Below are 23,283 nucleotides of genomic sequence, written 5' to 3'. Positions count from 1 at the left end.
AGAATCAAGTGATTTTTATGTTCTAGTCAAATATTTCTGATAGGATAGCCACACCCTTTTCGATTTCAGCATCACTTAGGGTGATTGGTGGCAAAAGACGAATCACAGTTGTCCCAGCAGTTAAGACAATCAAACCCTTATCTCTAGCTGCCTGGACCAATTCTCCTAAATTGCCCGTAGTCTCAATCCCAATCATATAGCCCAAACCACGTACAGTGGTAACCGTCTCTTTATCAGATAAAGCTGCCTGCAATTGTTCTTGTAGCTTGTTCCCATTTTCAAGAGTAGTATCCAGAAAACCTGGAGCCAACATGACTTCAAGCGTAGCCTTGGCCGCCGCCATGGCCAGTTTGTTTCCTCCAAAGGTAGAACCGTGACTTCCGTAAGAAAAAGCTGTCCCAAGAGAGGACTTGGCAAGCATGGCACCCACTGGTACCCCATTTGCCAAGCCTTTGGCCAGAGTAAAGATATCTGGTTCAATATCGTAGTGCTCATAAGCAAAAAGCTTACCAGTACGACCAATTCCTGTCTGAACCTCATCTACAATGAGGTAAATACCTGTCTCCTTACAAAAATCAGACAAAGCCTTAACGAAGTCCTTATCCGCAGGTTGCACACCTGATTCCCCTTGAACCAACTCCAGCATAATAGCTGCAGTTTCTTCACTGGTTAGGGCCTTGACACTGTCTATGTCATTGAAAATAGCATAGCTAAAGTGGGGAACACCTTCACCAAAACCTTGTTTGATTTTATCCTGACCAGTGGCAGACATAGATCCAAACGTTCGACCATGAAAGGAATTTTGGAAGGTAATGATTTCTTGTTTACCCGAAGCCTTACGGGCAATTTTGATGGCTGCCTCATTGGCCTCTGCACCACTGTTACAGAAAAAGGCCAGATAGTCCTTGTCACCAATTAAAAGGTTAGCAACATCTTCTTGCAACTGATTGTGATAAAGATTAGGCTGGTGCAAAATCTTGCCCACCTGATCTGTCAAAGCCTGATTGACATGGGGATGGTAACCCAGATTGGTTACCCCAATACCTGATGAAAAATCCAAGTAGGTCTTGCCATCTGTATCCGTCAAATAATTGCCCTGAGCCGAAGCAAAATCAATCGCTGCCCGCTTATAGTTTGAAAATAATTTTGTCATCTCTTACTCCTTGATTATGGTACCGTCTGTCAGGTTATCACCAATAATGACCTGCTCGACACCAGCCTGAACTGTCTGAACAGCACTTTGAATTTTAGGAATCATGCCTCCAGTAACCACACCTGAATCTATTTTTTTCTGAACGTCCACAAAATTCAGCTGCTCCAAAACCTGACCATTTTCTAAAACGCCCTTGACATCTGTCAGAAGGATAAGTTTTTTAGCACCTAGACTAATCGCCACTGCTCTGGCAAGGTAATCGGCATTAATATTGAGCAAATCCCCCTGCTCACTATAGCCTAGACTCGGAATCAAGGGAAGTTTGCCTTGAGATAGGAGGCTCACTAGGGTTTGATTAGTGATGTTTTTGACCTCACCCACAAAACCATAGGTCTCTTGATCTAAGAAATCAGCATGAACAAGGTCTGACAATTCATCTACAAGCTGATAGGCTGGCAAACCTGCAGTAGTCAACTCACCTGCTAAGTTTTTCCCAACCATGTCAACCAAAGCTTCTTTGATCAAAGCCATATCTGACTGACCCGTCACACGAAGACCATTGACCTTGTGAATTGGAATATGATTCTCCTCCATCAGCTGATTAATAGCAAAACCGCCCCCATGAACGATAACAATTTTTTGACCAGCCTGCTGCCATTCTGACAGTTTAGTCAATATCTCAGGAGTTAGCTGCTTACTGGCTACTCCACCAATCTTGATTACAATATATTCAGTAGTCATCAGTTAACTCCTTTATCATAGATAACTTAAGTATGGTAGAGGGCATTAATCTTAACGTAATCGTAGGAAAGATCACACCCCCATGCAGTTCCTTTTTCATGACCAGCATGAAGATCTACCGTTATAGTAACTTCATCATCATGCATGATGTCTTTCATTTCTTCATCATCAAAGGAAACAGGACTAGAGGCCAACATAACTGGCAGACCGCCAAGCATAATATCAACATTATCCACAGGAACATCCACACCAGCGTAGCCAACAGCGGCTAAAATACGTCCCCAGTTAGGATCTTCACCAAAGATAGCCGTTTTAACCAGGCTTGACCCGACAACGGATTTGGCCATCATACGTGCATCAAGGGCATTAGGGGCATTAACCACATCAACTTGGATGAGTTTATTAGCACCTTCACCGTCCTTGGCAATTTTCTTAGCCAACTCTTGCATCACAAAATTCAGCATCTTCGAAAATTTATCGAATTCTGGTGTATCTGGCAGAATCTCTTCATTGAGCGTGCAACCATTTGACATAACAAGAACCATATCATTGGTTGAAGTATCTCCGTCAACTGTAATCTGATTAAAGGTCTTTTCCACATTTTGGCTCAAGGCCAATTGCAGGGTGTCACTAGAAATATTAGCATCACAAGTAACAAATCCAAGCATGGTCGCCATATTAGGGTGAATCATTCCTGAGCCCTTAGCGACACCAGCCATAGTGACCACATCACGTCCAAAGGTCTCCGTCACAGCAATGGTCTTAGTCGCTGTATCAGTCGTCAAAATCGCCTTGGCAAAATCATCAGCATTCCCATTAACTACTATCTTGGAAAGACCATTTTTCAAAGTATCCATTGGTAGCAACTCACCGATAATCCCTGTAGAGGCTACACCAACCAAATCTGGTTCAACACCTAGCTTTTCAGCGGTCAACTCCTGCATGGTGTAAGCATCCTCCAAACCTTGAGTCCCTGTACAAGAATTGGCTACACCTGAGTTAACAACGATAGCCTTCATTTTCCCAGCCTTTTTAACGGAGGTCTTGGTCACAATCAGAGGAGCTGCAATCACCTTATTGGTCGTGTAAACTCCTGCCACACTGGCTGGTTTTTCAGAGACAATCCAACCAAAATCCATTTTTCTCTTTTTAAATCCTGCATGTAGCCCATCTGCTGAGAATCCCAGCGGACTAGCAATTGTTCCATCGATGACTTTCATATTTTTTTCTCCTAACTCTATGCTTACATCTACAAGTATGACGGTGTCATAAGCAAACCTTCCGTCTCATCCCACCCCTGCATGAGGTTGAGATTTTGCACTGCCTGTCCAGCTGCTCCTTTAAGCAGATTATCAATGACTGAAATAACTGTCAGAACATTGGTTTTTTCATTATAGGCAAATCCAATATCTGTAAAATTCGATCCGATAACGTTGTGTAGTTCTGGCAAGCTGTCTTGAACACGTACAAAGGGTTTATCGCTATAAGCCTTTGTGAATGCTGAAGCCACATCAGCTACAGTCACGTCCTTCTTCAACTTACAATAAACCGTAGCCATGATTCCGCGATTAACTGGTAAAAGCGACGTTGAAAACTGAATCTCAGGCATTTCCGGATTAAAGTTCTGCAAGGATTGAACAATCTCAGGAATATGCTGATGATGATTGAGTTTATAAGTCACGTAATTATCGTGAACATTGACAAAATGACTAGACTCGCTCAAAGCCTTACCCGCACCAGTTAAACCAGACTTGGCATCCACAATGACACTATCCGTCTCAATCAGACCAGAAGCAACCAAAGGAATCAGGGCCAGCTCCGTCGCTGTTGCATAGCATCCAGGATTGGCGATAAATTTCTTATCCTTCACATCTGTATATTCTGATAATGCGTATGTAAATTTATTCAAAACACTCTGCTTGGCAGGTGATTTTTTATACCATCCTTGATAAACATCTGCCGGCAAGCGATGATCCCCAGATAAATCAATAACAGGAAAATCAGCTTGAACAAATTCCTCTGCAAGCGAACTAGCAACTCCTGAAGGTGTGGCAAAGAAAACCAAATCCGCCTTTTTCATAATCTTTTCCGCATCATAAGCTTCAATATCTAAGTCACAAACATCTGTCAGATAGGGATACACATCAGACAATCGTCGGCCCACTTCCTTGGTTGCGTGAATAGAAACAAGTTCCACTTTTTTATGATTATTCAAAATTTTAACTAACTCTAAACCACTATAACCAGTGATACCAACGATTGAAACTTTCATTTATGCACTCCTTTTTGAATAAATATGTAACAAGTTTATTGTATTTTTATTCATTTGTCAAGGAAAAACTGAAATTAATATGAAAAAAACAAGCAGTCTTTTTCAACTACTTGTTTTCACGAATGCTATCTAGTTATTAAATAAATGCAAGTTGGCAATACGATCGACCGCTTCGACCAGACGCTCTGGCTCTACCAAAAGCCCAATACGAACATAAGCATCACCCGCAGGACCAAATCCTTTACCTGGTGCCACAGCAACATGGACCTTCTCAAGTAAAAGATCCGCAAAACTCTCACTGGTGTACCCCTCTGGCACAGGCATCCAAGCATAGAAAGAACCTCTGGATGGAAAGGCCTGCCAGCCAATCTTAGCAGCTGCCTGGACAAAAGCATCTCGACGGCTATCATAAGTCGCATTCAGTTGAGCAACAGCCTCCTCAGATTTAGGGTCTAAGAGAGCTGCAATCCCAGCCTCCTGCAAGGCAGGAAAGATTCCCACAAAAAGATGGTCTTGAATCAGATTTAAGGCTTCAATCATCTGGTCATTCCCAGCTGCAAAGGCCAAACGCCAACCAGCCATATTGAAGGTTTTCGAGAAAGTATAGAACTCAATGCCCACATCTTTAGCACCAGGCGTTGATAAAAAGCTAGGATTCTCATAGCCCTGATAACCCAAAGCTCCGTAAGCCAAATCACTCACCACTCCTACTTCGTAGGTCTTCGCCCAAGCAACTAACTTTTCATAAAAAGCCTTAGTCGCCACAGCCCCCGTCGGATTATTCGGATAATTGATATAGATAAACTTAGCACGCCGAGCGGTCTCCTCAGGAATGGCATCCAGATCTGGCAAAAAATCATTTTCAGCCGTCAAAGGAAAGGTCTCATAAGCTACACGTCCTAGACTCACTCCTGACAAGTAATCTGGATAACCTGGGTCAGGCAAGAGCAGAAGGTCGCCAGGATTCATCAAAGCTAGGGGCAATTCCACTAGTCCAATTTTAGCTCCACCCATGACACAAATCTCACGCTCTGCATCCAAATCAACCCCATAATGTTTTTCGTAAAAACTAGCAGCTGCTTCCTTAAAAGGACGATTGCCTCGAAACTGTGAATACTTATGGCTAGCAGGATTTTTCGCTGAAAGGCACAGCGCCTCAACAATATGGTCATAGGTCGGTTGGTCGGGATTGCCCTGACCAAGATTGATCACATCTGCTCCTTCCGCCACCTTGGCATTAACCTTAGCAACCAAACCTGCAAAAAACTGTTCTGGCAATGCCTTCAATAAGTCCGATTCTTCAAATAACATAAACGCTCCTTAATGATACAAGTCCGTGCGACGATCCTCAAAAACAGGAATCTGACCTCGAACCTTATCTACCTCTTCAAGATTAATATCGGCCGTAAAAATGCCCTCCTCATGCTCCTTGGATTGCAAGACCACATTTCCAAGTGGATCGATAACCATAGAATGCCCTGAAAAGACATCGTCTGGTCCTGTTCCGACACGATTAACCGCAACTACAAAAGCTTGATTTTCAACCGCACGCGCCTTTAACAAAATCTCCCATTGTTGCACACGAGGTTCTGGCCACTGCGCTACCACAAAAAGTACCTTGGCTCCTTGTGCCATCTGTGTTCGCACCCATTCAGGAAAACGAATATCATAACAAATGACACTAGTAGCTGTCACACCATCAAGCTCAAATACAGACTCCGAAGACCCTGCAGACATATACTGGTCCTCTGCCATGAGGCCAAAGAGATGGACCTTGCTATAGGTATTGATTAGGTCCCCAGACTTATTGTAGACGTAGGTCGTGTTGTAGAATTTGCCGTCCTTCTCAATAGCAACGGACCCTCCGATAATAGCCACAGCATGTTTCCTAGCAAAATGAGACAAGATTTCTTGAGAGTCCAAACCTTCCTTATCTGCAAGCCCATCCAGTTCATCTAAAGCATAGCCAGTATTCCACATTTCAGGTAGCACAATGACGTCAGGCTTTTCGCTAAGTGCCCTCTCCAACATCTCTTTCACGTGCTTTTTATTTTCCACAGGCTTTCCGTGAGCAACATCCATCTGTACCAATGCAATTTTCATAGTAACCTCGATTCTATATTAACCATTATAGCACTCCAAAAGACGTCACAAAAATTGAAAAATTCAATCTCATGATAAAGAAAGGCTATCAAAAAAGGCTGGACACATTGTCCAACCTGATTCATTACTTCATTAAGCAATATCAACATAACGACGGTTGCCACTCGCTGCCACATATGAAAGCCATGTGTGGCCATCAGCTGTCAAAACTTTGTCATAGTTAACACTCATGCCCTTGTCATAGTAGGCTAACTCTGGACTTGAAACCTTAGCTTCTGCCTTGATTGACGCACGACCTGTGAAGGTATAACGACCTGATTCTGGGAGACTTGGTTTTGCGGCTGGTTGACTTACTTCTGTCTTAGCTACTGCAATATCAACATAACGACGGTTACCACTTGCTGTCACGTATGAAAGCCATTGACGGCCATCGGCTGTGAGAACCTTATCGTAGTTAACACTCATACCCTTGTCATAGTAGGCCAACTCTGGACTTGAAACCTTAGCTTCTGCCTTAATTGACGCACGACCTGTGAAAGTATAAGTGCCTGATTCTGGGAGACTTGGGTTATTCGCTGGTTTCGCAACTGGTTTTGTTTCTGGCTTAGCTTCTGCCTTGGCCGCTGCAATATCAACATAACGACGTTTACCACTTGCTGTTACATATGAAAGCCATTGACGGCCATCGGCTGTGAGAACCTTATCGTAGTTAACACTCATCCCCTTGTCATAGTAGGCCAACTCTGGGCTTGAAACCTTAGCTTCCGCTTTGATTGACGCACGACCTGTAAAGGTATAAGTGCCTGTCGCTGGAAGGTTGATAGCACCTGTAGTGGCTGGTTTACTTTCAGCAGGTTTGCTGCTAGCAGCATAATCGCCACCTTCGATACCGAAGTATTCTTCCAAACTCAAACCTGAATCGTGGATGTCTTTAGCTTCTTTACCCACATAGCGGATGTGCCATGCTTCTGGCATGTAGCCAGTTGAAGCTTCTTTACCTGCTTGGAAACGCACGATAAAGCCATAGTTATGTGCATTGTCTTTAAGCCATTGGCTAGCACGTGAATCTTCAAGCAAATTACCAGATTTATCGGTCAAATCAAAGACCAAACCAGTTTGGTGTTCACTATATCCAGGACGAGCTGAGTAACGGTCCGCAGTTGCCTGACCATCACGGCTAACATAGTTATCGTAAAGAGTCTTTTGATAGTCATAAGAACGGAAACCACTGTATGAACGTCCAACATTCAAACCTTGGTTAATCATATCGTCACGAAGACGAACAAAAGCTGCTTTAGCTGTAGGATTCTCACCTGGGTTATAGTCCTTAGAAAGACCATGTTTTTTATTGACAATGATAATATCATCGTATTTACCACGAACACTGTAGTAAGAACCGTTATTGGTCAATTGGTGGCTAAGATCTTGAAGAACTGGAACACTGGTATGAGTGCCACCAACACCTTGAAGTTTACCATCAATCTTATAGTAGAGGTGGACAGTGTAATCACCACGATTATTCTTGTGATCGCTGATAGATACATGTGTCTTGTAGCTACCATCTGCTTGTTTACTTGCAGATGGCCATTTGAGGTCGTCTTGACCGTCTTTGTCAGACCAGACAGGAACAAGTACTTCCTGGATAGCCTTACCTGCACCTGAAACCTCAGTAATAACCACATCAAAGCCATTTTCAGTCATATTTTCAATGTTAAGCTTACCGGTAAGTTTATTTTCAGTCGGTTTAGACTCAACTGGCTTGTTTGTTGTTACTTTCACAGTCGCAACATCAACATAACGACGTTTACCACTGTAGCTGACATAAGAAATCCATTGATGATTGTCCGCTGTCAAAACCTTATCATAAAAGACAGAATCGCCATTCATAAAAACAAACTCAGTCTTGGCTGACACCTTTGGTTCGTCCTTAACATCTACAGTCTTAGTAAAGTTGTAACGCCCACTTGAAGGAAGTTTATCAGCTCCTGTCACTGCTGGTTTTTCAGCCGGTTTATCGACTGGTTTGGTTTCCATAGGCTTATTATCTACTGGTTTAACATTCTCTGAAGCAACCGGTTGGTTTGGTTTAAGATCTGACTCGCTTGTTGTAGTACCAGCTTTGTCTTGACTAACCTCTACTTTAGCAATATCAACATAGCGACGAGCACCACTAAAACTCTTGTAAGAAATCCATTGGTGACCATCTGCCAACATAACCTTATCATATGACAAGGAATCACCATTTTCGAAAGTAAATTCAGTCTTAGAGGAAACTTTAGGTTCAGATTTCACATTAGCAGTTTTCTTAAAGTGATAAGTCCCTTTGTCTGGGATTTCAAGTACTTCTGTCACTTCTGAATTATCAGTAGTTTTCTCTGGCGTAAGTTCAGGTTTTGGAGCAGGTTTAACCCCATCTTTAGGAGCCACCGGTTTAGACTCAGTCGTTTTCAAAGCCGCAATATCCACATAACGACGTGTACCACTGTAACTAATGTAAGAAATCCATTGGTGGTTATCCGCAGTCAATACCTTGTCATAGTTCACTTTGTAGCCTTTTTCCAAGGTGTAAAGTGTATCTGCAGAAGCCTTAGGTTCGTTTTTAACATTCAAGCTACGTGTCACATTATAAGTACCACTTGCTGGAAGCTTTTCAGCACCAGTAGTTTCTGGTTTTGCTTGATTAGTTTCTGTTGGTTTAACAGTTGGTGTTTCAGCTTTGGCTGGTGTCAAAGTCGCAATATCGGCATAATAGCGAACATAGTCATAACCAAGGTAAGAAATCCATTGGTGATTATCAGCTGTCAAAACTTTATCATAGATGACATGGTCACCCTTGCCGAAAACAAAAGTAGGTTTGAGATCTGCTTTTGGTTCCTTCTTAATATTTGTGTCACGTGTAAAGTAGTAAGTTCCTGTCGCTGGGATATTCAAAGCACCTGTTGTGGCTTGAGCGCCATTAGAAGGTTTGCCATCCCCATTACCACTATTACCGTTACCACTACCAGCTGCAACTGGTTTCACTGGAGCATAACGACGCACACCAGAGTATGATTTGTAGCTAATCCATTGGTAACCATCAGCTGTCACGACTTGATCGTAAAAGACGCTATCCCCTGGATTTACATAAAATTCAGCCTTGGCAGAAACCTTAGGTTGATTCTTAACCTCTGTACGTTCCTTGTAGACATAAGTTCCTTGGCTTGGGAGGTCGCTTGCTGTAGTTGTAGCCGGTTGGCTCACCAAACTAGTATTGACAGCTGCTCTCGTTAAGGCAGATACATCAAAGTTAGTAGCTGTTTCAGACGAAGTATTTGTACCACTTGTGGCTTCTGAGCTGGCAACTGTTGATTCAGAAGTTTTATCTGCTACTTGTGAGGTACTAGCACTCACTTCACTCGTAGCCTCGCTAGTGGCAGTTTCACTGGCGGTTTGACTAGTTGTTGAGACTTGGCTAGCTTTCTCACTTGACGCTGCCCCATCTGTTGCTACACCACTGAAAATATCAGCTGCTGTCACAGCATCACTATCTGAGATAGCACGCAAAGAAGCATCTGAAGGTGTTGAAACCTCATGATGCTCATCAGCCAAAGCTTGCCCCGCAAAGACCAAACTAGCTCCTAAAAGAACTGATGCTGCCCCAAATGAATATTTACGAATGGAAAAACGTTGTTGTTCGTGTAAAAATTTTTCTCGTTTCATATCAATTATTCTCTCTATCGAATTGATGTTACAGGTTGATTGTAACACTCGGTGACAAATATTACAAGTACTTTACAGAATATTACTAAATATTTCTCACTTACCCATTAGTATACCAAATTTATTTGGCTTGTTCTCACTTAAATCATAAACTGTCCGATTTTTGTCATAATCGAAAGCCGAAGCAAGCCATACTTATTTATTCGTAATTTTGTTAGGAAAAGTAGAGGGAAACATAAAAAACATGATAACTTTATACGAGTTATCATGTTTGCTTTTTAAATCATTTATCAATGTCCTACATCTGAATATGAAATATAATAACGTTGGCCATTCTTAACAAAACTATACCAGTTTCCATCAGGTAAAATTTCATATTTATCCCAGTCAACATCTCCGGCAGGAAGTGTAGAAACTGCTCCGCTATCTTTATCTGGAGCAGCATAAACAGGTGTTTCCTCATCAAGTGTCAATGTTCCAGAAGTTGCTGTCCATGCACCTCGACCACCTTCAACTCCTCCAACTTGAGAAGCTGGTGTTGTAGATTCAACCACTTGTCCACCATCTGTAGTTCCTGCTTGGGCTTGTTTTTGAGAAGAAGCTTTAGGTGCTACTGCTGAAGCCTGATTGTCATTTTCTTCATTTGAAACTGCTGAAGATGATGATTTAGCTGTTTTCTTATCCTTCTTAACAGCTTTACTTGAGCTTGAAGATGATTTCTTGACCGTCTTGGCTGGGCTACTACTTGTGTTAACACGCGCCGACTCATGACTATTAAACATAGTCACTAAGAAGACAGCAAGGATAACTACAATTAGAGCTGATAGGATACCAATGAGTTTACTTGTATTTTTCATGAGTGATATTCCTTTTCTGATAATTTACTAGGTTATTATAATATATAGACAGTTAAATTTTTCATTGAAGTCATAAACGGTGTTTTTTCCGTCATAATCAGACCACATCTTCTATTTTTAGTGTCTGTTTAAAACGATAGTCTTTAGATTGTGTTGACAAAGAACAATTAGGATACTTCCCTAAAATCTCTCGAACAGTGGACAAACCTATACCACGTCCTTCTCCTTTACTTGAGCGACCAAGTTTAAAGATGCCGACTGTATTGATAGATTCTTGAGCAATGGTATTCTCTACTATTACTACCTTTGTATCGCTACTGATAAGAGCAATGGTTACTTCTTTAGTAATGCTATCCAAACTAGCCTCAATAGCATTATCCAAAAAAATGGATAGCACTGTTATGAAATCCAACAATTCCATCCTCGATACTTCAAAGACGTCGCTGACCTCAAGGTGAACGGTAATAGACTGGTCTTGTGCTTCCAAGACTTTACTAGCCAAGACACCTTTAACGGCTTCATCTTTAATATTAATCAAGTTGGCAATTTCGTACTGTTTCCCCTCAATCCGAGTCTTTGTTTTTTCAAGGATGTTATCGTAGATATCGGAAATGATAGCTATATCTTTGGAGTCAATGCCATATTTGATACTAGACAAGATATTTAAGTAATCATGCCTAAATCGACGAAGATCAGTATAGAGTTGCTCGATTTGTTGACTATAATGAGCCAAATCACTCATTTGCCTATCTTTTTGGAGTAGGACTTCTTCTTTTAGTCTTTCGCTGAAAGTCGCATTAATGTAAACAAGGGTCGCAAGAAAGAGTAAAGCATAGGTCACCACGAGATAAACATGCCAATCTCTTCCTCCAGGGATCTGTTGCACAAAAAAGGTAATATATTGGAGAAGGAGGGCATAAGATAACATTGATATATCTATAAGCAATAAAAAGTACTTTGAAAATGACTTTCTAAAACCATAGTTCAGCGCTTTGAAATCTACTTTTAAGGTCTTAATGATTAACCAAAACACAGGAAAGACTGGCAACTCAGTGACAAGGTTTAAATGAAAATGATTCAGCACAATCAGATAATGTCGATTGATGACTAAGGCAATCCCATAAATAATAAGATTGTGAACAAGACTTTCTATGACGATTGGAAACAAGCCATAGAAAATATCTAATAACCTATTGCCATAACGATTTCTGTAAAGGGAATAAACAACCAAGAAGGCATGCCCTAAAACATAGGATAGGACTGGAGAAAGCACAAACAAAAATCGGATAATCAAGGGGATGATGATATACCATCTTAGCTTTATCTTCTCGGAGGTAATATATTGATAAATGAGAATAAAGAGGATAATCTCCGCTAAAAAGTCTAGATTATCCAACACAAAATTAATCGCTGTCATAGGCTAATTCTCTCAAGTAATTTCTTTAGTTTCAACTTTGAAACATAGCAAACGCCACCATTTTCAAAATAGACCGTCCCCGTACTTTTATCTAATTTGATGATATTTTCTGGATTAACTAGGAAGGACTTATGACATTTAAACAGTCTAGGGTCACTCTTTTCAATTTGAGAGAGACTGCCATAAAACTCAATCTGCTCCTCTTTAGTATAAAGGATAACCTTGTGGACGATATCCGAGGTCTCAAAGTACAAGATATCATGAAAGGGAACCTGAATAACGGTCTTAACATTCTCAATCCGAAAAGCGTCTTCTGGATTCTGACTCTGTATCTTTTTGCAGGTTAATAAGATAATACTTTCCAGACGCTTTTGAAAGTCCTCGCCCTCCAAAGACTTGTCAATAAAGTCTAGAGCTGCCAGTTGGTATTGAAAAGTTAAGGGAAGATACTCTGAATGAGTCGTGAAGAAAACAATATTGGCATAGGGGTCACTCTTGCGAATCTGCTTTGCAACTTCCAAGCCTTTTTTAGTATCGTCTTTAATCTGAATGTCTAGGAAAAAGAGCTGATGAGACCCTCGCTCGGTAATAAAGTCTAACAGTTGATTGGGTTTGTCAAAAACCTCAAAGTCGCCCACTTTAATGTTATTTTTCTTAAGAATCGTATGAATAACCTCTTCAATACGATTTTGTTGGATAAAATGATCCTCTAAAACATAGATGTTAAGCATAACATAACTCCTCTAGCATAATCTTAAGATAGATCCAAGGTGGAGCAGTTCCTTTAATAAACGAATCCCTCTTATTCAAAATGAGATTTATTGTTCTCTTTACTTATTTTACATTTTTGTTACGAAAAAGACAATAGTTTGTAACATTTTTCACTTCAATCAATTAAAAAACACCCCACAAAGTTAGATTTTATCTGTCTAACTTTTGGGGTGCAGTTCATAAATAGCAATCTTTTTTCGTACTAGTTACGATAATAAGGGAAACCTTCAGCAGTTTGGTCTTGACCAATAACAAGGTAATCAGAGCCGTTACTACCTCCAGAAATCGCTCTCAATGCAGCTGAGCTTGTATCTGAGAATACTCCTGCATAAAAAATATTATCTGAAACTCTTTGAGGCTTCAATTGAGCAGTATAACCTGTTGAGTTTTTAATAATTGTACCATCAGCGTTAATTGTAACTGATTCACCATTCGCATTAGTCCAAGTTCCCACAAGAGAGCTAATATCACCATTATCAAGGGCACCAAAGTCAAGCGATGATTGACTATTATTTGTATTCTTTTCAGATTTAACCTTGTCTGATCCAGCTGCTGCTTCAGCCACTTGTCCGCCATCTGCAGTTCCTGCTTGAGCTTGTTCTTGAGAAGAAGCTTTAGGTGCTACTGCTGAAGCCTGATTGTCATTTTCTTCATTTGAAACTGCTGAAGTTGATGATTGAGCTGATTTCTTATCCTTCTTAACAGCTTTGCTTGAGCTTGAAGATGATTTCTTAACCGTTTTAGCTGGGCTACTACTTGTGCTAACACGCGCTGACTCATGACTATTAAACTTAGTCACCAAGAAGACAGCAAGGATAACTACAATTAGAGCTGATAGGATACCAATAAGTTTACTTGTATTTTTCATGAGTGAGATTCCTTTTCTGATAATTTACGAGATTATTATAATATATAGAAAGCTAAATTTTTCATTGAAGTCATAAACAGTCGTTTTTTCGTCATAATCAGAAAATAACATTTAAAATAAAAATACTATATACATCAAACTGCCATGGATTTTGGAACAAGCATCTTAGCAACAATCTCTTTTTGTTTAGCTTTCGAAACCAAGCATGACTCTCCGTTTTCAAAATAAATAACACCTAATTCTTTGTCCAATCTCACAATGTTTTCGGGATTTACAACAAATGATTTATGGCATTTATATAGTCTGCAATCTTGTTTTACAACTTTTGATAATTGACCATAGAACTCAATTTGCTCTTCTGTTGTATGAAGAATTACCTTATGAACCGTTGGAGATGTTTCAAAATAGAGAATCTTATGAAAAGGAACTTGTATAGTTGCATTCTTTGTATCTATAGTAAAAGCACACTCTATTTGGCTCAGACCATTTTTAGAAAGTGCTAATCCAATATCAGAAATAATCCTATCTTCATATTCAATATCAGGCAAATTCTTGTCAATAAAATCAAGTGCAGCTAAGCGATACTGAAAGGTTGAAGGTAGGAGTTCGGGATGTGCTGTGATGAAAACAATACTTGCATACGGATCTCGCTCACGAATCTGTTGAGCAACCAATATTCCCCCTTCGACATCACTGTCAGATCCAATATCTAGAAAAAACAGTAAATGCGAGCCCCTTTCCGTAATACGCTCTAATAATTGATTGGGTTTATCGTATAAATCAACCTTCCCAATTCTTAAAATATATATTTGTTTAGACTTGTGGATAGCATCCTCAAGACGAGCTTGTTGAAAATAATCTTCTTCTAAAACAAAAATATCTAACATAATTGAACACCTCTAATTACAACATCCTTATTCTATAACTTAAGATGCTAGTTACTCATAGAACGAATCCTATACTTTCACCTTGATTTTATAACTTTCGCTAATTTACAGCAAATGTTTCTAAAGCATATTGAACAATATATTGATTCAACTCTTGAAACTAAAAAAACACCACCCTCAAAAGAGAGTGATGTTACAACTCTTAAGAAATATCCACATAGCGTCTTGCACCACTATAAGTCGTATAAGATAACCATGTGTGTCCATCGGCTGTAAGGACCTTGTCATAGCGAACGGACATGCCTTTATCATAGTAGGCTAACTCTGGACTAGCAACACTTGGTTGAGCCTTGATAGAGCTAGGTTTGGTAAAGGTATAAGTACCAGTTGCAGCTAGGCTTGGACTTGCTGGTTGAGCAACTGCTGTTGCCTTACCATCAATAGCAATGTAACGGCGGTTGCCTCCATAACTAACATAAGAGAGCCATGTGTGACCATCTGTGGTCACCAATCTGTCATAGTTAACGGACATACCAGCATCATAGTAAGCCAACTCTGGACTCGCTACACTTGGTTCTGCTTTAATACTAGAGCGTTCCTTGAAAGTATAGGTACCAGATGATGGTGTGCTTGGTTGAACAGGTTGTTCTACAGGTTTAGTCACACTCGTTGGTGCGATAGCCACATAGAAACGATGTCCTGAATAGCTGAGATAAGAAAGCCATGTATAGCCGTCATTATTGACAACCTTGTCATAGTTGACTGACATGCCTGAATCATAGTAGCTAACATCTGGATTGGCTACCAAAGGTTGAGTCTTGATGCCAGTACGAGCGGTAAAGGTATATGAACCTGAAGCTGGAAGGTTGTGGCGAGTTGCATTTTGAACTGGAACAGTTGTGCTAGTGCCTCCGATACCTACCATTTTACCATCTTGGACATAGTAGAGATGGACAATGTATTCACCTGCTTCAGCCTTATGGTCACTAACATTGACACGAACCTTGTAGCTACCATCACTTTGTCTGCTAGCTTGGTGCCATACAAGGTCGTCTTGGCCGTCTTTAGCTGTCCAAACTGGAACACTTACGCCTTGAATAGCCTTGTCACCACCAGAAACATTAGTGATATGAACGTCAAAACCGAGGTTAGAGAGGTTTTCAATATTGATAGTACCGCTTGGTTTGCTTTCTTGTTGAGCAAGTTTAGCCACAGCTACATAACGTCGGTTGCCATTGTAGCTGAGGTAAGAAAGCCATTCATAACCATCACCACTGACAATCTTGTCATAGTTGACTGACATACCAGCATCGTAGTAGGCCAACTCTGGGCTTGCCACACGAGGTTCTGCCTTAATGCCAGTACGAGCAGTAAAGGTATATGAACCTGAAGCTGGAAGATTGTGGTGAGTTGCATTTTGAACTGGAACAGTTGTACTAGTGCCTCCGATACCTACCATTTTACCATCTTGGACATAGTAGAGATGGACAATGTATTCACCTGCTTCAGACTTATGGTCGCTAACATTGATACGAACCTTGTAGCTACCATCACTTTGTCTGCTAGCTTGGTGCCATACAAGGTCGTCTTGGCCGTCTTTAGCTGTCCAAACTGGAACACTTACGCCTTGAATAGCCTTGTCACCACCAGAAACATTAGTGATATGAACGTCAAAACCGAGGTTAGAGAGGTTTTCAATATTGATAGTACCGCTTGGTTTGCTTTCTTGTTGAGCAAGTTTTGCCACAGCTACATAACGGCGGTTGCCATTGTAGCTGAGGTAAGAAAGCCATTGGTAACCATCACCACTGACAATCTTGTCGTAGTTGACTGACATACCAGCATCATAGTAGGCTAACTCTGGACTTGCCACACGAGGTTCTGCCTTAATGCCAGTGCGTTCTTTGAAGGTGTAAGTTCCTGAGTCAGGAAGGCTATAGCTAGTAGTTGTATGCGTTTCTTCAACCTTGGCAGGAACTGTGTAAGCTGTGCCACCCACACCAACTAATTTACCATTAGTTTCAACATAGTAAAGATGAACATTGTAGAGACCACGTTCATTCTTATGGTCACTTAGACTGACGTTAACCTTGTAGTTGCCATTGTTAAGACGAGTTGCATTGTACCAAATGATATCATCTTGGCCATTCTTTTCAGACCAGATTGGAACAGATACCCCGAGGACACCGTTTTGGTCTGAAACATTACTGATAACTACACTAAAGTCACCATTGTCATGACTTTCAATAGCGATATCGCCTCTTGGTTTAGCTACAGCCTCTGCAACAGCACCTAGGTCGACATAACGACGAGTACCACTGTACGAAGTATAAGAAATCCAACGGTGGTTGTCCGCAAGCAAAGATCTATCGTAGTTGACTGACATGCCTGGATCAAAATTGAACTCAGTCTTAGCAGTCAAGCTAGGTTGGTTCTTCACATCTGCAGGTTTAGTGAAGTAATAAGTACCACGTTCAGGGACGGCTTCATCTCTAGTCGCTTCAGTGGTACTAGTATTTTCGGCCTTCAAAGCTGCGATATCAGCGTAGTAGCGTTCATAATCGTAACCAATGTAAGAAATCCATTGATGATCATCTCTCTTCAAGACCTTATCATAGATAACATGGTCACCTGCACTAAAGACGAAAGTAGGTTTGATATCCATGACTGGAGCTGTACGAATTTCAGTTGTGCGACGGAAATAAAAAGTACCGTTTGATGGAATATCAAGAGAACCATCAGCAGTCACAGGACCATCTACACCTGGCTGACTAGCATTAGTTAAGACAGTACGAAGACTAGTATCGACAGCTTCACGGTCAGTAGGTCTAACTTCCACTGCTTCTGACATCGCTGAACGGTCAGTTTCACTAGCTACTTCAGAGCTAGCTACTGATGACACTTCAGAACGTGGGCTAGCCACCTCTGAGCTCGCAACAGAAGCAACAGCAGATGCAGAATGGGCAACCTCTGCCGGTACTTCCAAAGAAGCAGTCTCGCTAGCCACTACACTACTAGCTTCAGAAGAAGCAACTTCACTGCTGGCAAGCTTAGGTCTTGGCACTTCTGATCTTGAGGCTGGTTGATTGAGGACATCGGTAACAGCTTCTGAAGTTGCTTGGTCAATTTGGGGTGCTTCAGAATTATTTACAATAACTTCATAGTCCATGATGGAACCTGTGCTATTGGCTTGTTCCTGAGCCAAAGTATGTCCACCAAGCATCAAGCTCGTACCAATCAAGACTGATGCAGCTCCAAAAGAATATTTACGTATTGAGTAACGTTGACGTTCCTTAAAAACATATGCCTTTCTCATTTTGATCACTCTCACTTTCTAGGCTGTTTGATAAAAATTGGAACCGTTTTCACATTTCTATTATACCTCTTTGAAATATTTTTTACAATTATTTCAATATTATTACTAAACTTTATTTTGTAGAAAATTGATAGCTAATTCTTTCAGATAACTATGATTAAGAAAAGCCCAAAGGGGCTACCTGAGGGCTTTTGCTACATCTAATTCCTTGACACATTAAGCAAATCTGAATAGATTAATTAATTCATTCTGGGTTGATTTGACTATAGGTATCAATCTAGTCTAACTATGATTCATCATAGATGTATTCTTCTAAATGTTCAGTCACAGTAATCTCATCGCAGGAGCTAACATTTTGAAAGTCCTTAATGTAAACAATTTTATACTGATTTGGTAGAAGTAATGGAAAGGCAATTGGCTTACCGTTCTTACACACGAGAAACATCTGAAGGCTATTTGTTACATTACTAATAAAGACAAACGGAAACAAATGAGGACTGGGAGAATCCAAATAGTGATAGGTCCCCTTTAAGGTACCACTAGTACTTCTCACTTCTCCATGTTCTTTTTGAGACATTTTTAAAGTGTGCTCCTTCTACTACTTGTGATTTCCTTTTCTTAAGTACCGAGGGACAATACCATTAATCTAATTTATTGTAAACATGCATCCGACCATATATCGCATCAGAACCGAAACGAATCTGTCCATTACTGTCAAAGAAAATTGGGTCACTGGTTGGTCCATCATTATGAGCAAAACCTGCTACATAACCGCCATCTTGAGCAAAACCATTAAAGAGCTGACTACTTGTATCACTATAACCACTTTCAGCGCCTACACGAGTTACACTACCGGATGGGGATACTGTAATTGTGTCCCCTAAGTCATTTTGATAGGTACCAGCAACACTAGAGAAATCACCATTAGCCATTGCTGTAACATCCACTGCTGTGGTAGCTGGTGTTTGTTCCGCTGAAGCAGCTGGTTGTTCTGTCGTCGTTCCTTGATTTACTCCAGCTGTTTCTTCACTAGGATTTGTTGGGGCAACTTCTTGTTGAGCAGATCCAGCAACATTTCCGGCTGATGGTTGTGAATCCTTTTCTCCAGAGGTTTCTTTTGCGACTTCTTCTGAACTAGAAGATTTTGTCTTTTTCTCAGACTTCTTCGCTTTTTCTTTTGAAGATGGTTTTGTCGATTTCACTTTCTGACTAACCTTACTAGAGCTCGATGTTAATGTGGCTTCCTTCTTGTTATTACCACATGCACCAAGTAATAGAACGGAAGTTAAAGCGAGTGCGGTTAAAGTTGTGAAACGTTTTGTAGCAGGTTTCATAATAATTCTCCTTAATACTCTATTTTAGACTGTGTCATTTTCAAAAATCTCGATGAATAAGTTATATTCTTTAGTTCTTCTTATGAATCTAATATACTGCATATTTTAAAAAAAAAGGACACGTATGTCCTGCTCTATTCTTTCATAGCATCTCTCATTTTCTCTGATATGATGTCAGCTAAAGAGGTATCTCCTAACAATCTAGCCAAGATTATCCCTTCTTGATAGGCTTTTTTAGACTCAAAAATATCATTCTTTACAACATATAGATACTGTCCCTCTAGCATTCTCAAAATTGGTTTTTTCTGATAATCTTGAGTTTCCTCCATAATGTGATGCAGTTGAATGAATGCTATCTCCGATAAATGAAACTTTTTTCGTTCATATTCAACTATTGGAACCATTAATAAGGCATCCCTAAATAAAAATAGATACTCCGTGGGAATATTATCATAACTATTTATAAGATTTCTACAGATGGCATAAAAAGTCCCTTCACTAAACCCATCTGACCGCATACTATCACCATCTCCTAACGAGATTTGATATAGTTCTATAAGTAGTAGGTCATTGATAGTGTATACCCTTTTCTCACATAATGAAGGTAAACTCTTCTCCAATATGCTCATGCCAAATTTTTGATGTGTCTTTGAAGTATAAGAGTAAAGTTTTGACTGTAAGATATCAACAACCCTCTGTTCATCAGCTGGCAAATCATCATAATAGCTATCAATAATTTTACCCAGCTTTTCGTCTAGTTTCATTAGGTTATTTGGCTTATCTAAACTAGTCGCATGCATCAATTGATATTTGAGATTGAGGTATTCTACCGGCAACTTTGAGCCTATAGCTCTCTCTCCAAGCAATTCCGATAAAGATATATTCAGACGTCTTGCCAAGTGCTCTAAGGTTTCTAGTTTAGGTTGAGACTTCCCTGTCTCTATACGTGTCAATTGTCGTACTGATAAAACCTCATCCCCTTCACAAAATTTTTCTTTAGTGAGTCCTTGTGCTAATCTCAACTCTCTTAACCGATGACCAAAGTCTTGTCCAAACATCGCTTGCTCCCTATTACTTGAAACTATTATAATTTTTATGATTTGTAATAGTATACCACCCAATATTCACTATTTCAATTGTGAAATGAAAATACTTTTAACTTTCAATGCTACTTACAAAGAAAAAAGATAGGATTTTCATCCTACCTTTTCAAGTTTCTTTTATTGTATCACATCTTAAAGCTGTTCTGCTACTGCCGAAAGAAGATCTTGGATACCATTGGCATCGCTACCACCGGCCATGGCCATATCTGGTTTACCACCACCACGACCTGACACGATTGGTGCGAGAACCTTGATAACATTACCTGCGTGAACATCCTTAGACTTGCTTGCTACAAGGACATTAACTTTTTCGCCAATGTGAGCTGCAAGGACAAGAACGTCAGAGTAGTCTGCTTGTTTCCATTGATCAGCAAATGTACGAAGGGCACCTGCGTCAGAAACTTCCACTTGGCTAGCGATGTAACGAACACCGTTAGCTTCTTTAACGTCTTTGAAGACATCACCAGCTGCTGCAGCTGCTGCTTTTTCTTTAAGAGCAGCATTTTCTTTTTGAAGGGCATGCAACTGCTCTTGAAGGCTAGCAACCTTGTTAGGTACTTCTTTCAATTGTGGTGCCTTAAGCGTTGCTGCGATTGCTTTAAGGGCATCTTCTTCTTCACGGTAAGCAAGGTAAGCTTCACGTGATGTCACTGCTAAGATACGACGTGTTCCTGAACCGATACCTTCTTCTTTAACAATCTTGAACATACCGATTTCAGCAGTGTTGGCAACGTGCGTACCACCACAAAGCTCAACAGAGTAATCACCGATTGAAACGACACGAACATTCTTACCATATTTTTCACCAAAGAGGGCCATAGCTCCCATTGATTTAGCAGTGTCAATGTCTGTTTCAATAGTTGTTACTGGAGTGGCTTTCCAGATTTCTTCGTTGACTTGTTCTTCGATAGCACGCAATTCTTCTGGAGTTACAGCCTCAAAGTGAGTGAAGTCGAAACGCAAGAATTCTTGTTCATTAAGAGAACCCGCTTGGACAGCATGATCACCAACAATATTATGAAGGGCAGCATGCAAGAGGTGAGTCGCTGTGTGGTTCTTCATAACACGGTGACGACGTGTGTGGTCAATTTCAAGTTTGTAGTTAGCACCTACAACAAGTTCACCTTCAACCTCAACAGTGTGAAGCGCTTGTCCATTTGGTGCACGTTGAACGTCAACAACACGCGCAACGACTGTACCAGCTGCATCTGAGATTGTACCGTGGTCTGCTACTTGTCCACCCATTTCAGCGTAGAATGGTGTTTGTTCAAAGACAAGGAGTGCTTGACCAGAATTTACACTATCATGACGAGCATCGTCAGCAACGATTACGCTCAAACGGCTTTCTGCAGTCTCTGCTTCATACAAGAACTCAGATGGTTCAGTGATGTTTGCGAGGGTTTCATTTTGCATACCCATAGAACCACCTTTAACTACGCTAGCACGCGCACGTTCTTGTTGTTCTTTCATGGCTGCTTTAAAACCTTCATGGTCAATCTTGAAGCCTTCATCTTCAGCCAACTCTTCTGTCAATTCCACTGGGAATCCGTAAGTATCATAAAGTTTGAAGATGTCTTTACCTTCAAGCGTATCTTTACCAGATTTCTTAAGGTTAGCAAGAAGCTCGTCAAGCATGCTTGAACCTGCATCGATAGTACGTGCAAAGGTTTCTTCTTCACGTTTAACGATTTTTTCGATAAAGTTTTTCTTCTCAAGAACTTCTGGGTAATAGCTTTCCATGATTTGACCAACAGTTGGAACAAGTTTGTACAAGAAAGCATCAGAAATGCCGAGACGACGGCCGTGCATTACGGCACGACGGAGAAGACGACGAAGGACATAACCACGACCTTCATTACCTGGAAGGGCACCATCACCAATGGCAAATGCCAATGAACGGATGTGGTCAGCGATGACCTTGAAGCTCATTGTGTCACCATCTGGATCATAAGTTTTACCAGACATTTTTTCGATTTCACGAATGATAGGCATGAAGAGGTCTGTTTCAAAGTTTGTTTTAGCCCCTTGCATTACGGCTACAAGACGTTCAAGACCTGCGCCCGTATCAATGTTTTTATTAGGAAGTTCCTTATATTCTGAACGTGGAACAGCTGGATCTGCGTTGAATTGTGACAAAACGATGTTCCAAATTTCAATGTAACGGTCGTTTTCAATATCTTCTTCAAGCAAACGGATACCAATATTGTCAGGGTCAAAGTCTTCGCCACGGTCAAAGAAAATCTCAGTGTCTGGTCCTGAAGGGCCAGCACCGATTTCCCAGAAGTTATCTTCAATTGGAATCAAATGACTAGGTTCAACACCGCAAGCAATCCAACGGTTGTATGAATCTTTATCATCTGGATAGTAAGTCATGTAAAGTTTGTCTTTTGGAAAATCAAACCACTCTGGGCTTGTCAAAAGCTCATAACCCCATTCGATGGCTTCATCACGGAAGTAGTCACCAACTGAGAAGTTACCAAGCATTTCAAACATTGTGTGGTGACGAGCTGTCTTACCAACATTTTCGATATCGTTGGTACGGATAGCCTTTTGTGAGTTAGTGATACGTGGATTTTCAGGAATCACAGAGCCATCAAAGTATTTTTTCAAAGTGGCAACCCCTGAGTTAATCCAAAGAAGGGTTGGATCGTTAACTGGAACCAAGTTAGCTGATGGTTCAACAGCGTGACCTTTTGATTTCCAGAAATCAAGCCACATTTGACGAATTTGTGCTGAAGTAAGTTGTTTCATTGTTTCTCCTT

The 23,283-nt window shown here is 40.6% G+C and carries 16 protein-coding genes; all 16 read right to left on the bottom strand.

Going from position 1 to position 23,283, the window contains the following annotated elements:
* Positions 1-22: 22 nt before the first annotated feature.
* The 16 genes from V471_RS05165 to alaS all read right to left on the bottom strand — a co-directional run bounded on the left by V471_RS05165 (position 23) and on the right by alaS (position 23,272).
* A complete protein-coding gene (locus V471_RS05165; protein WP_084871174.1) occupies positions 23-1,153 on the bottom strand; it encodes an acetylornithine transaminase in 1,131 nt (376 codons plus the stop codon).
* Between the two features lie 3 nt (positions 1,154-1,156).
* Positions 1,157-1,894, bottom strand: coding sequence for an acetylglutamate kinase (argB, locus tag V471_RS05160; RefSeq protein WP_002886771.1), 738 nt, complete (start codon positions 1,892-1,894; stop codon positions 1,157-1,159).
* A gap of 26 nt (positions 1,895-1,920) precedes the next feature.
* Entirely contained in the window at positions 1,921-3,114 is a 1,194-nt protein-coding gene (gene argJ, locus V471_RS05155; RefSeq protein WP_045768481.1) for a bifunctional ornithine acetyltransferase/N-acetylglutamate synthase, read from the bottom strand.
* Positions 3,115-3,143: 29 nt separating this feature from the next.
* On the bottom strand, positions 3,144-4,166 hold the full coding sequence (gene argC, locus V471_RS05150; protein ID WP_014633505.1) for an N-acetyl-gamma-glutamyl-phosphate reductase: 1,023 nt from the start codon (positions 4,164-4,166) through the stop codon (positions 3,144-3,146).
* 129 nt (positions 4,167-4,295) lie between these two features.
* Complete coding sequence (locus V471_RS05145) at positions 4,296-5,477, bottom strand: pyridoxal phosphate-dependent aminotransferase (protein WP_013990171.1); 1,182 nt, start codon at positions 5,475-5,477, stop codon at positions 4,296-4,298.
* 9 nt (positions 5,478-5,486) lie between these two features.
* Positions 5,487-6,269 (bottom strand): carbon-nitrogen family hydrolase, encoded by a 783-nt coding sequence (locus V471_RS05140; RefSeq protein WP_002886767.1) that lies wholly within the window; start codon positions 6,267-6,269, stop codon positions 5,487-5,489.
* Between the two features lie 132 nt (positions 6,270-6,401).
* The gene (gene ldcB / locus V471_RS05135) at positions 6,402-9,968 is read right to left on the bottom strand and encodes an LD-carboxypeptidase LdcB/DacB (RefSeq protein WP_045772183.1); all 3,567 of its coding nucleotides are present in this window, start codon (positions 9,966-9,968) and stop codon (positions 6,402-6,404) included.
* Between the two features lie 290 nt (positions 9,969-10,258).
* The gene (locus tag V471_RS05130) at positions 10,259-10,825 is read right to left on the bottom strand and encodes a transcriptional regulator (protein ID WP_002886764.1); all 567 of its coding nucleotides are present in this window, start codon (positions 10,823-10,825) and stop codon (positions 10,259-10,261) included.
* A 97-nt stretch (positions 10,826-10,922) separates the two neighbouring features.
* Positions 10,923-12,242 (bottom strand): sensor histidine kinase, encoded by a 1,320-nt coding sequence (locus tag V471_RS05125; RefSeq protein ID WP_045772182.1) that lies wholly within the window; start codon positions 12,240-12,242, stop codon positions 10,923-10,925.
* Positions 12,239-12,973, bottom strand: a complete 735-nt coding sequence (locus V471_RS05120; RefSeq protein ID WP_002886762.1) for a response regulator transcription factor — start codon at positions 12,971-12,973, stop codon at positions 12,239-12,241. The genes V471_RS05125 and V471_RS05120 overlap by 4 nt, the downstream gene beginning before the upstream one ends.
* 242 nt (positions 12,974-13,215) lie before the next feature.
* Complete coding sequence (locus tag V471_RS05115) at positions 13,216-13,881, bottom strand: DUF6287 domain-containing protein (protein WP_002886760.1); 666 nt, start codon at positions 13,879-13,881, stop codon at positions 13,216-13,218.
* Positions 13,882-14,015: 134 nt separating this feature from the next.
* Positions 14,016-14,768, bottom strand: a complete 753-nt coding sequence (locus V471_RS05110) for a response regulator transcription factor (RefSeq protein ID WP_002886759.1) — start codon at positions 14,766-14,768, stop codon at positions 14,016-14,018.
* A gap of 202 nt (positions 14,769-14,970) precedes the next feature.
* A complete protein-coding gene (locus tag V471_RS05105) occupies positions 14,971-18,084 on the bottom strand; it encodes an SH3 domain-containing protein (protein WP_084871173.1) in 3,114 nt (1,037 codons plus the stop codon).
* A 641-nt stretch (positions 18,085-18,725) separates the two neighbouring features.
* Positions 18,726-19,418: a DUF6287 domain-containing protein gene (locus V471_RS05095; protein WP_084871171.1), complete on the bottom strand. Its 693-nt coding sequence runs from the start codon at positions 19,416-19,418 to the stop codon at positions 18,726-18,728.
* Between the two features lie 134 nt (positions 19,419-19,552).
* Positions 19,553-20,476 carry a helix-turn-helix domain-containing protein gene (locus V471_RS05090; protein ID WP_084871170.1) on the bottom strand — a complete coding sequence of 308 codons (924 nt, stop codon included), beginning with the start codon at positions 20,474-20,476 and terminating at the stop codon, positions 19,553-19,555.
* Positions 20,477-20,653: 177 nt separating this feature from the next.
* Entirely contained in the window at positions 20,654-23,272 is a 2,619-nt protein-coding gene (gene alaS / locus V471_RS05085) for an alanine--tRNA ligase (RefSeq protein WP_049553646.1), read from the bottom strand.
* Between the last annotated feature and the right edge of the window lie 11 nt (positions 23,273-23,283).

This window comes from Streptococcus salivarius (genome assembly GCF_002094975.1).
Taxonomy (GTDB): domain Bacteria; phylum Bacillota; class Bacilli; order Lactobacillales; family Streptococcaceae; genus Streptococcus; species Streptococcus salivarius_D.
The sequence above is the reverse complement of the archived record's forward strand: the minus strand, read 5'-3'. Positions and strand labels throughout refer to the sequence as shown.

Excerpts from the sequence above, each read along its gene's own strand:
- V471_RS05115 (WP_002886760.1), bottom strand. The coding sequence starts at position 13,881 with ATGAAAAATACAAGTAAACTTATTGGTATCCTATCAGCTCTAATTGTA.
- V471_RS05110 (WP_002886759.1), bottom strand. The coding sequence starts at position 14,768 with ATGTTAGATATTTTTGTTTTAGAAGAAGATTATTTTCAACAAGCTCGT.
- argJ (WP_045768481.1), bottom strand. The coding sequence starts at position 3,114 with ATGAAAGTCATCGATGGAACAATTGCTAGTCCGCTGGGATTCTCAGCA.
- ldcB (WP_045772183.1), bottom strand. The coding sequence starts at position 9,968 with ATGAAACGAGAAAAATTTTTACACGAACAACAACGTTTTTCCATTCGT.
- V471_RS05090 (WP_084871170.1), bottom strand. The coding sequence starts at position 20,476 with ATGTTTGGACAAGACTTTGGTCATCGGTTAAGAGAGTTGAGATTAGCA.
- V471_RS05140 (WP_002886767.1), bottom strand. The coding sequence starts at position 6,269 with ATGAAAATTGCATTGGTACAGATGGATGTTGCTCACGGAAAGCCTGTG.
- alaS (WP_049553646.1), bottom strand. The coding sequence starts at position 23,272 with ATGAAACAACTTACTTCAGCACAAATTCGTCAAATGTGGCTTGATTTC.
- V471_RS05120 (WP_002886762.1), bottom strand. The coding sequence starts at position 12,973 with ATGCTTAACATCTATGTTTTAGAGGATCATTTTATCCAACAAAATCGT.
- V471_RS05105 (WP_084871173.1), bottom strand. The coding sequence starts at position 18,084 with ATGAGAAAGGCATATGTTTTTAAGGAACGTCAACGTTACTCAATACGT.
- V471_RS05095 (WP_084871171.1), bottom strand. The coding sequence starts at position 19,418 with ATGAAACCTGCTACAAAACGTTTCACAACTTTAACCGCACTCGCTTTA.
- V471_RS05130 (WP_002886764.1), bottom strand. The coding sequence starts at position 10,825 with ATGAAAAATACAAGTAAACTCATTGGTATCCTATCAGCTCTAATTGTA.
- V471_RS05145 (WP_013990171.1), bottom strand. The coding sequence starts at position 5,477 with ATGTTATTTGAAGAATCGGACTTATTGAAGGCATTGCCAGAACAGTTT.
- argC (WP_014633505.1), bottom strand. The coding sequence starts at position 4,166 with ATGAAAGTTTCAATCGTTGGTATCACTGGTTATAGTGGTTTAGAGTTA.
- argB (WP_002886771.1), bottom strand. The coding sequence starts at position 1,894 with ATGACTACTGAATATATTGTAATCAAGATTGGTGGAGTAGCCAGTAAG.
- V471_RS05125 (WP_045772182.1), bottom strand. The coding sequence starts at position 12,242 with ATGACAGCGATTAATTTTGTGTTGGATAATCTAGACTTTTTAGCGGAG.
- V471_RS05165 (WP_084871174.1), bottom strand. The coding sequence starts at position 1,153 with ATGACAAAATTATTTTCAAACTATAAGCGGGCAGCGATTGATTTTGCT.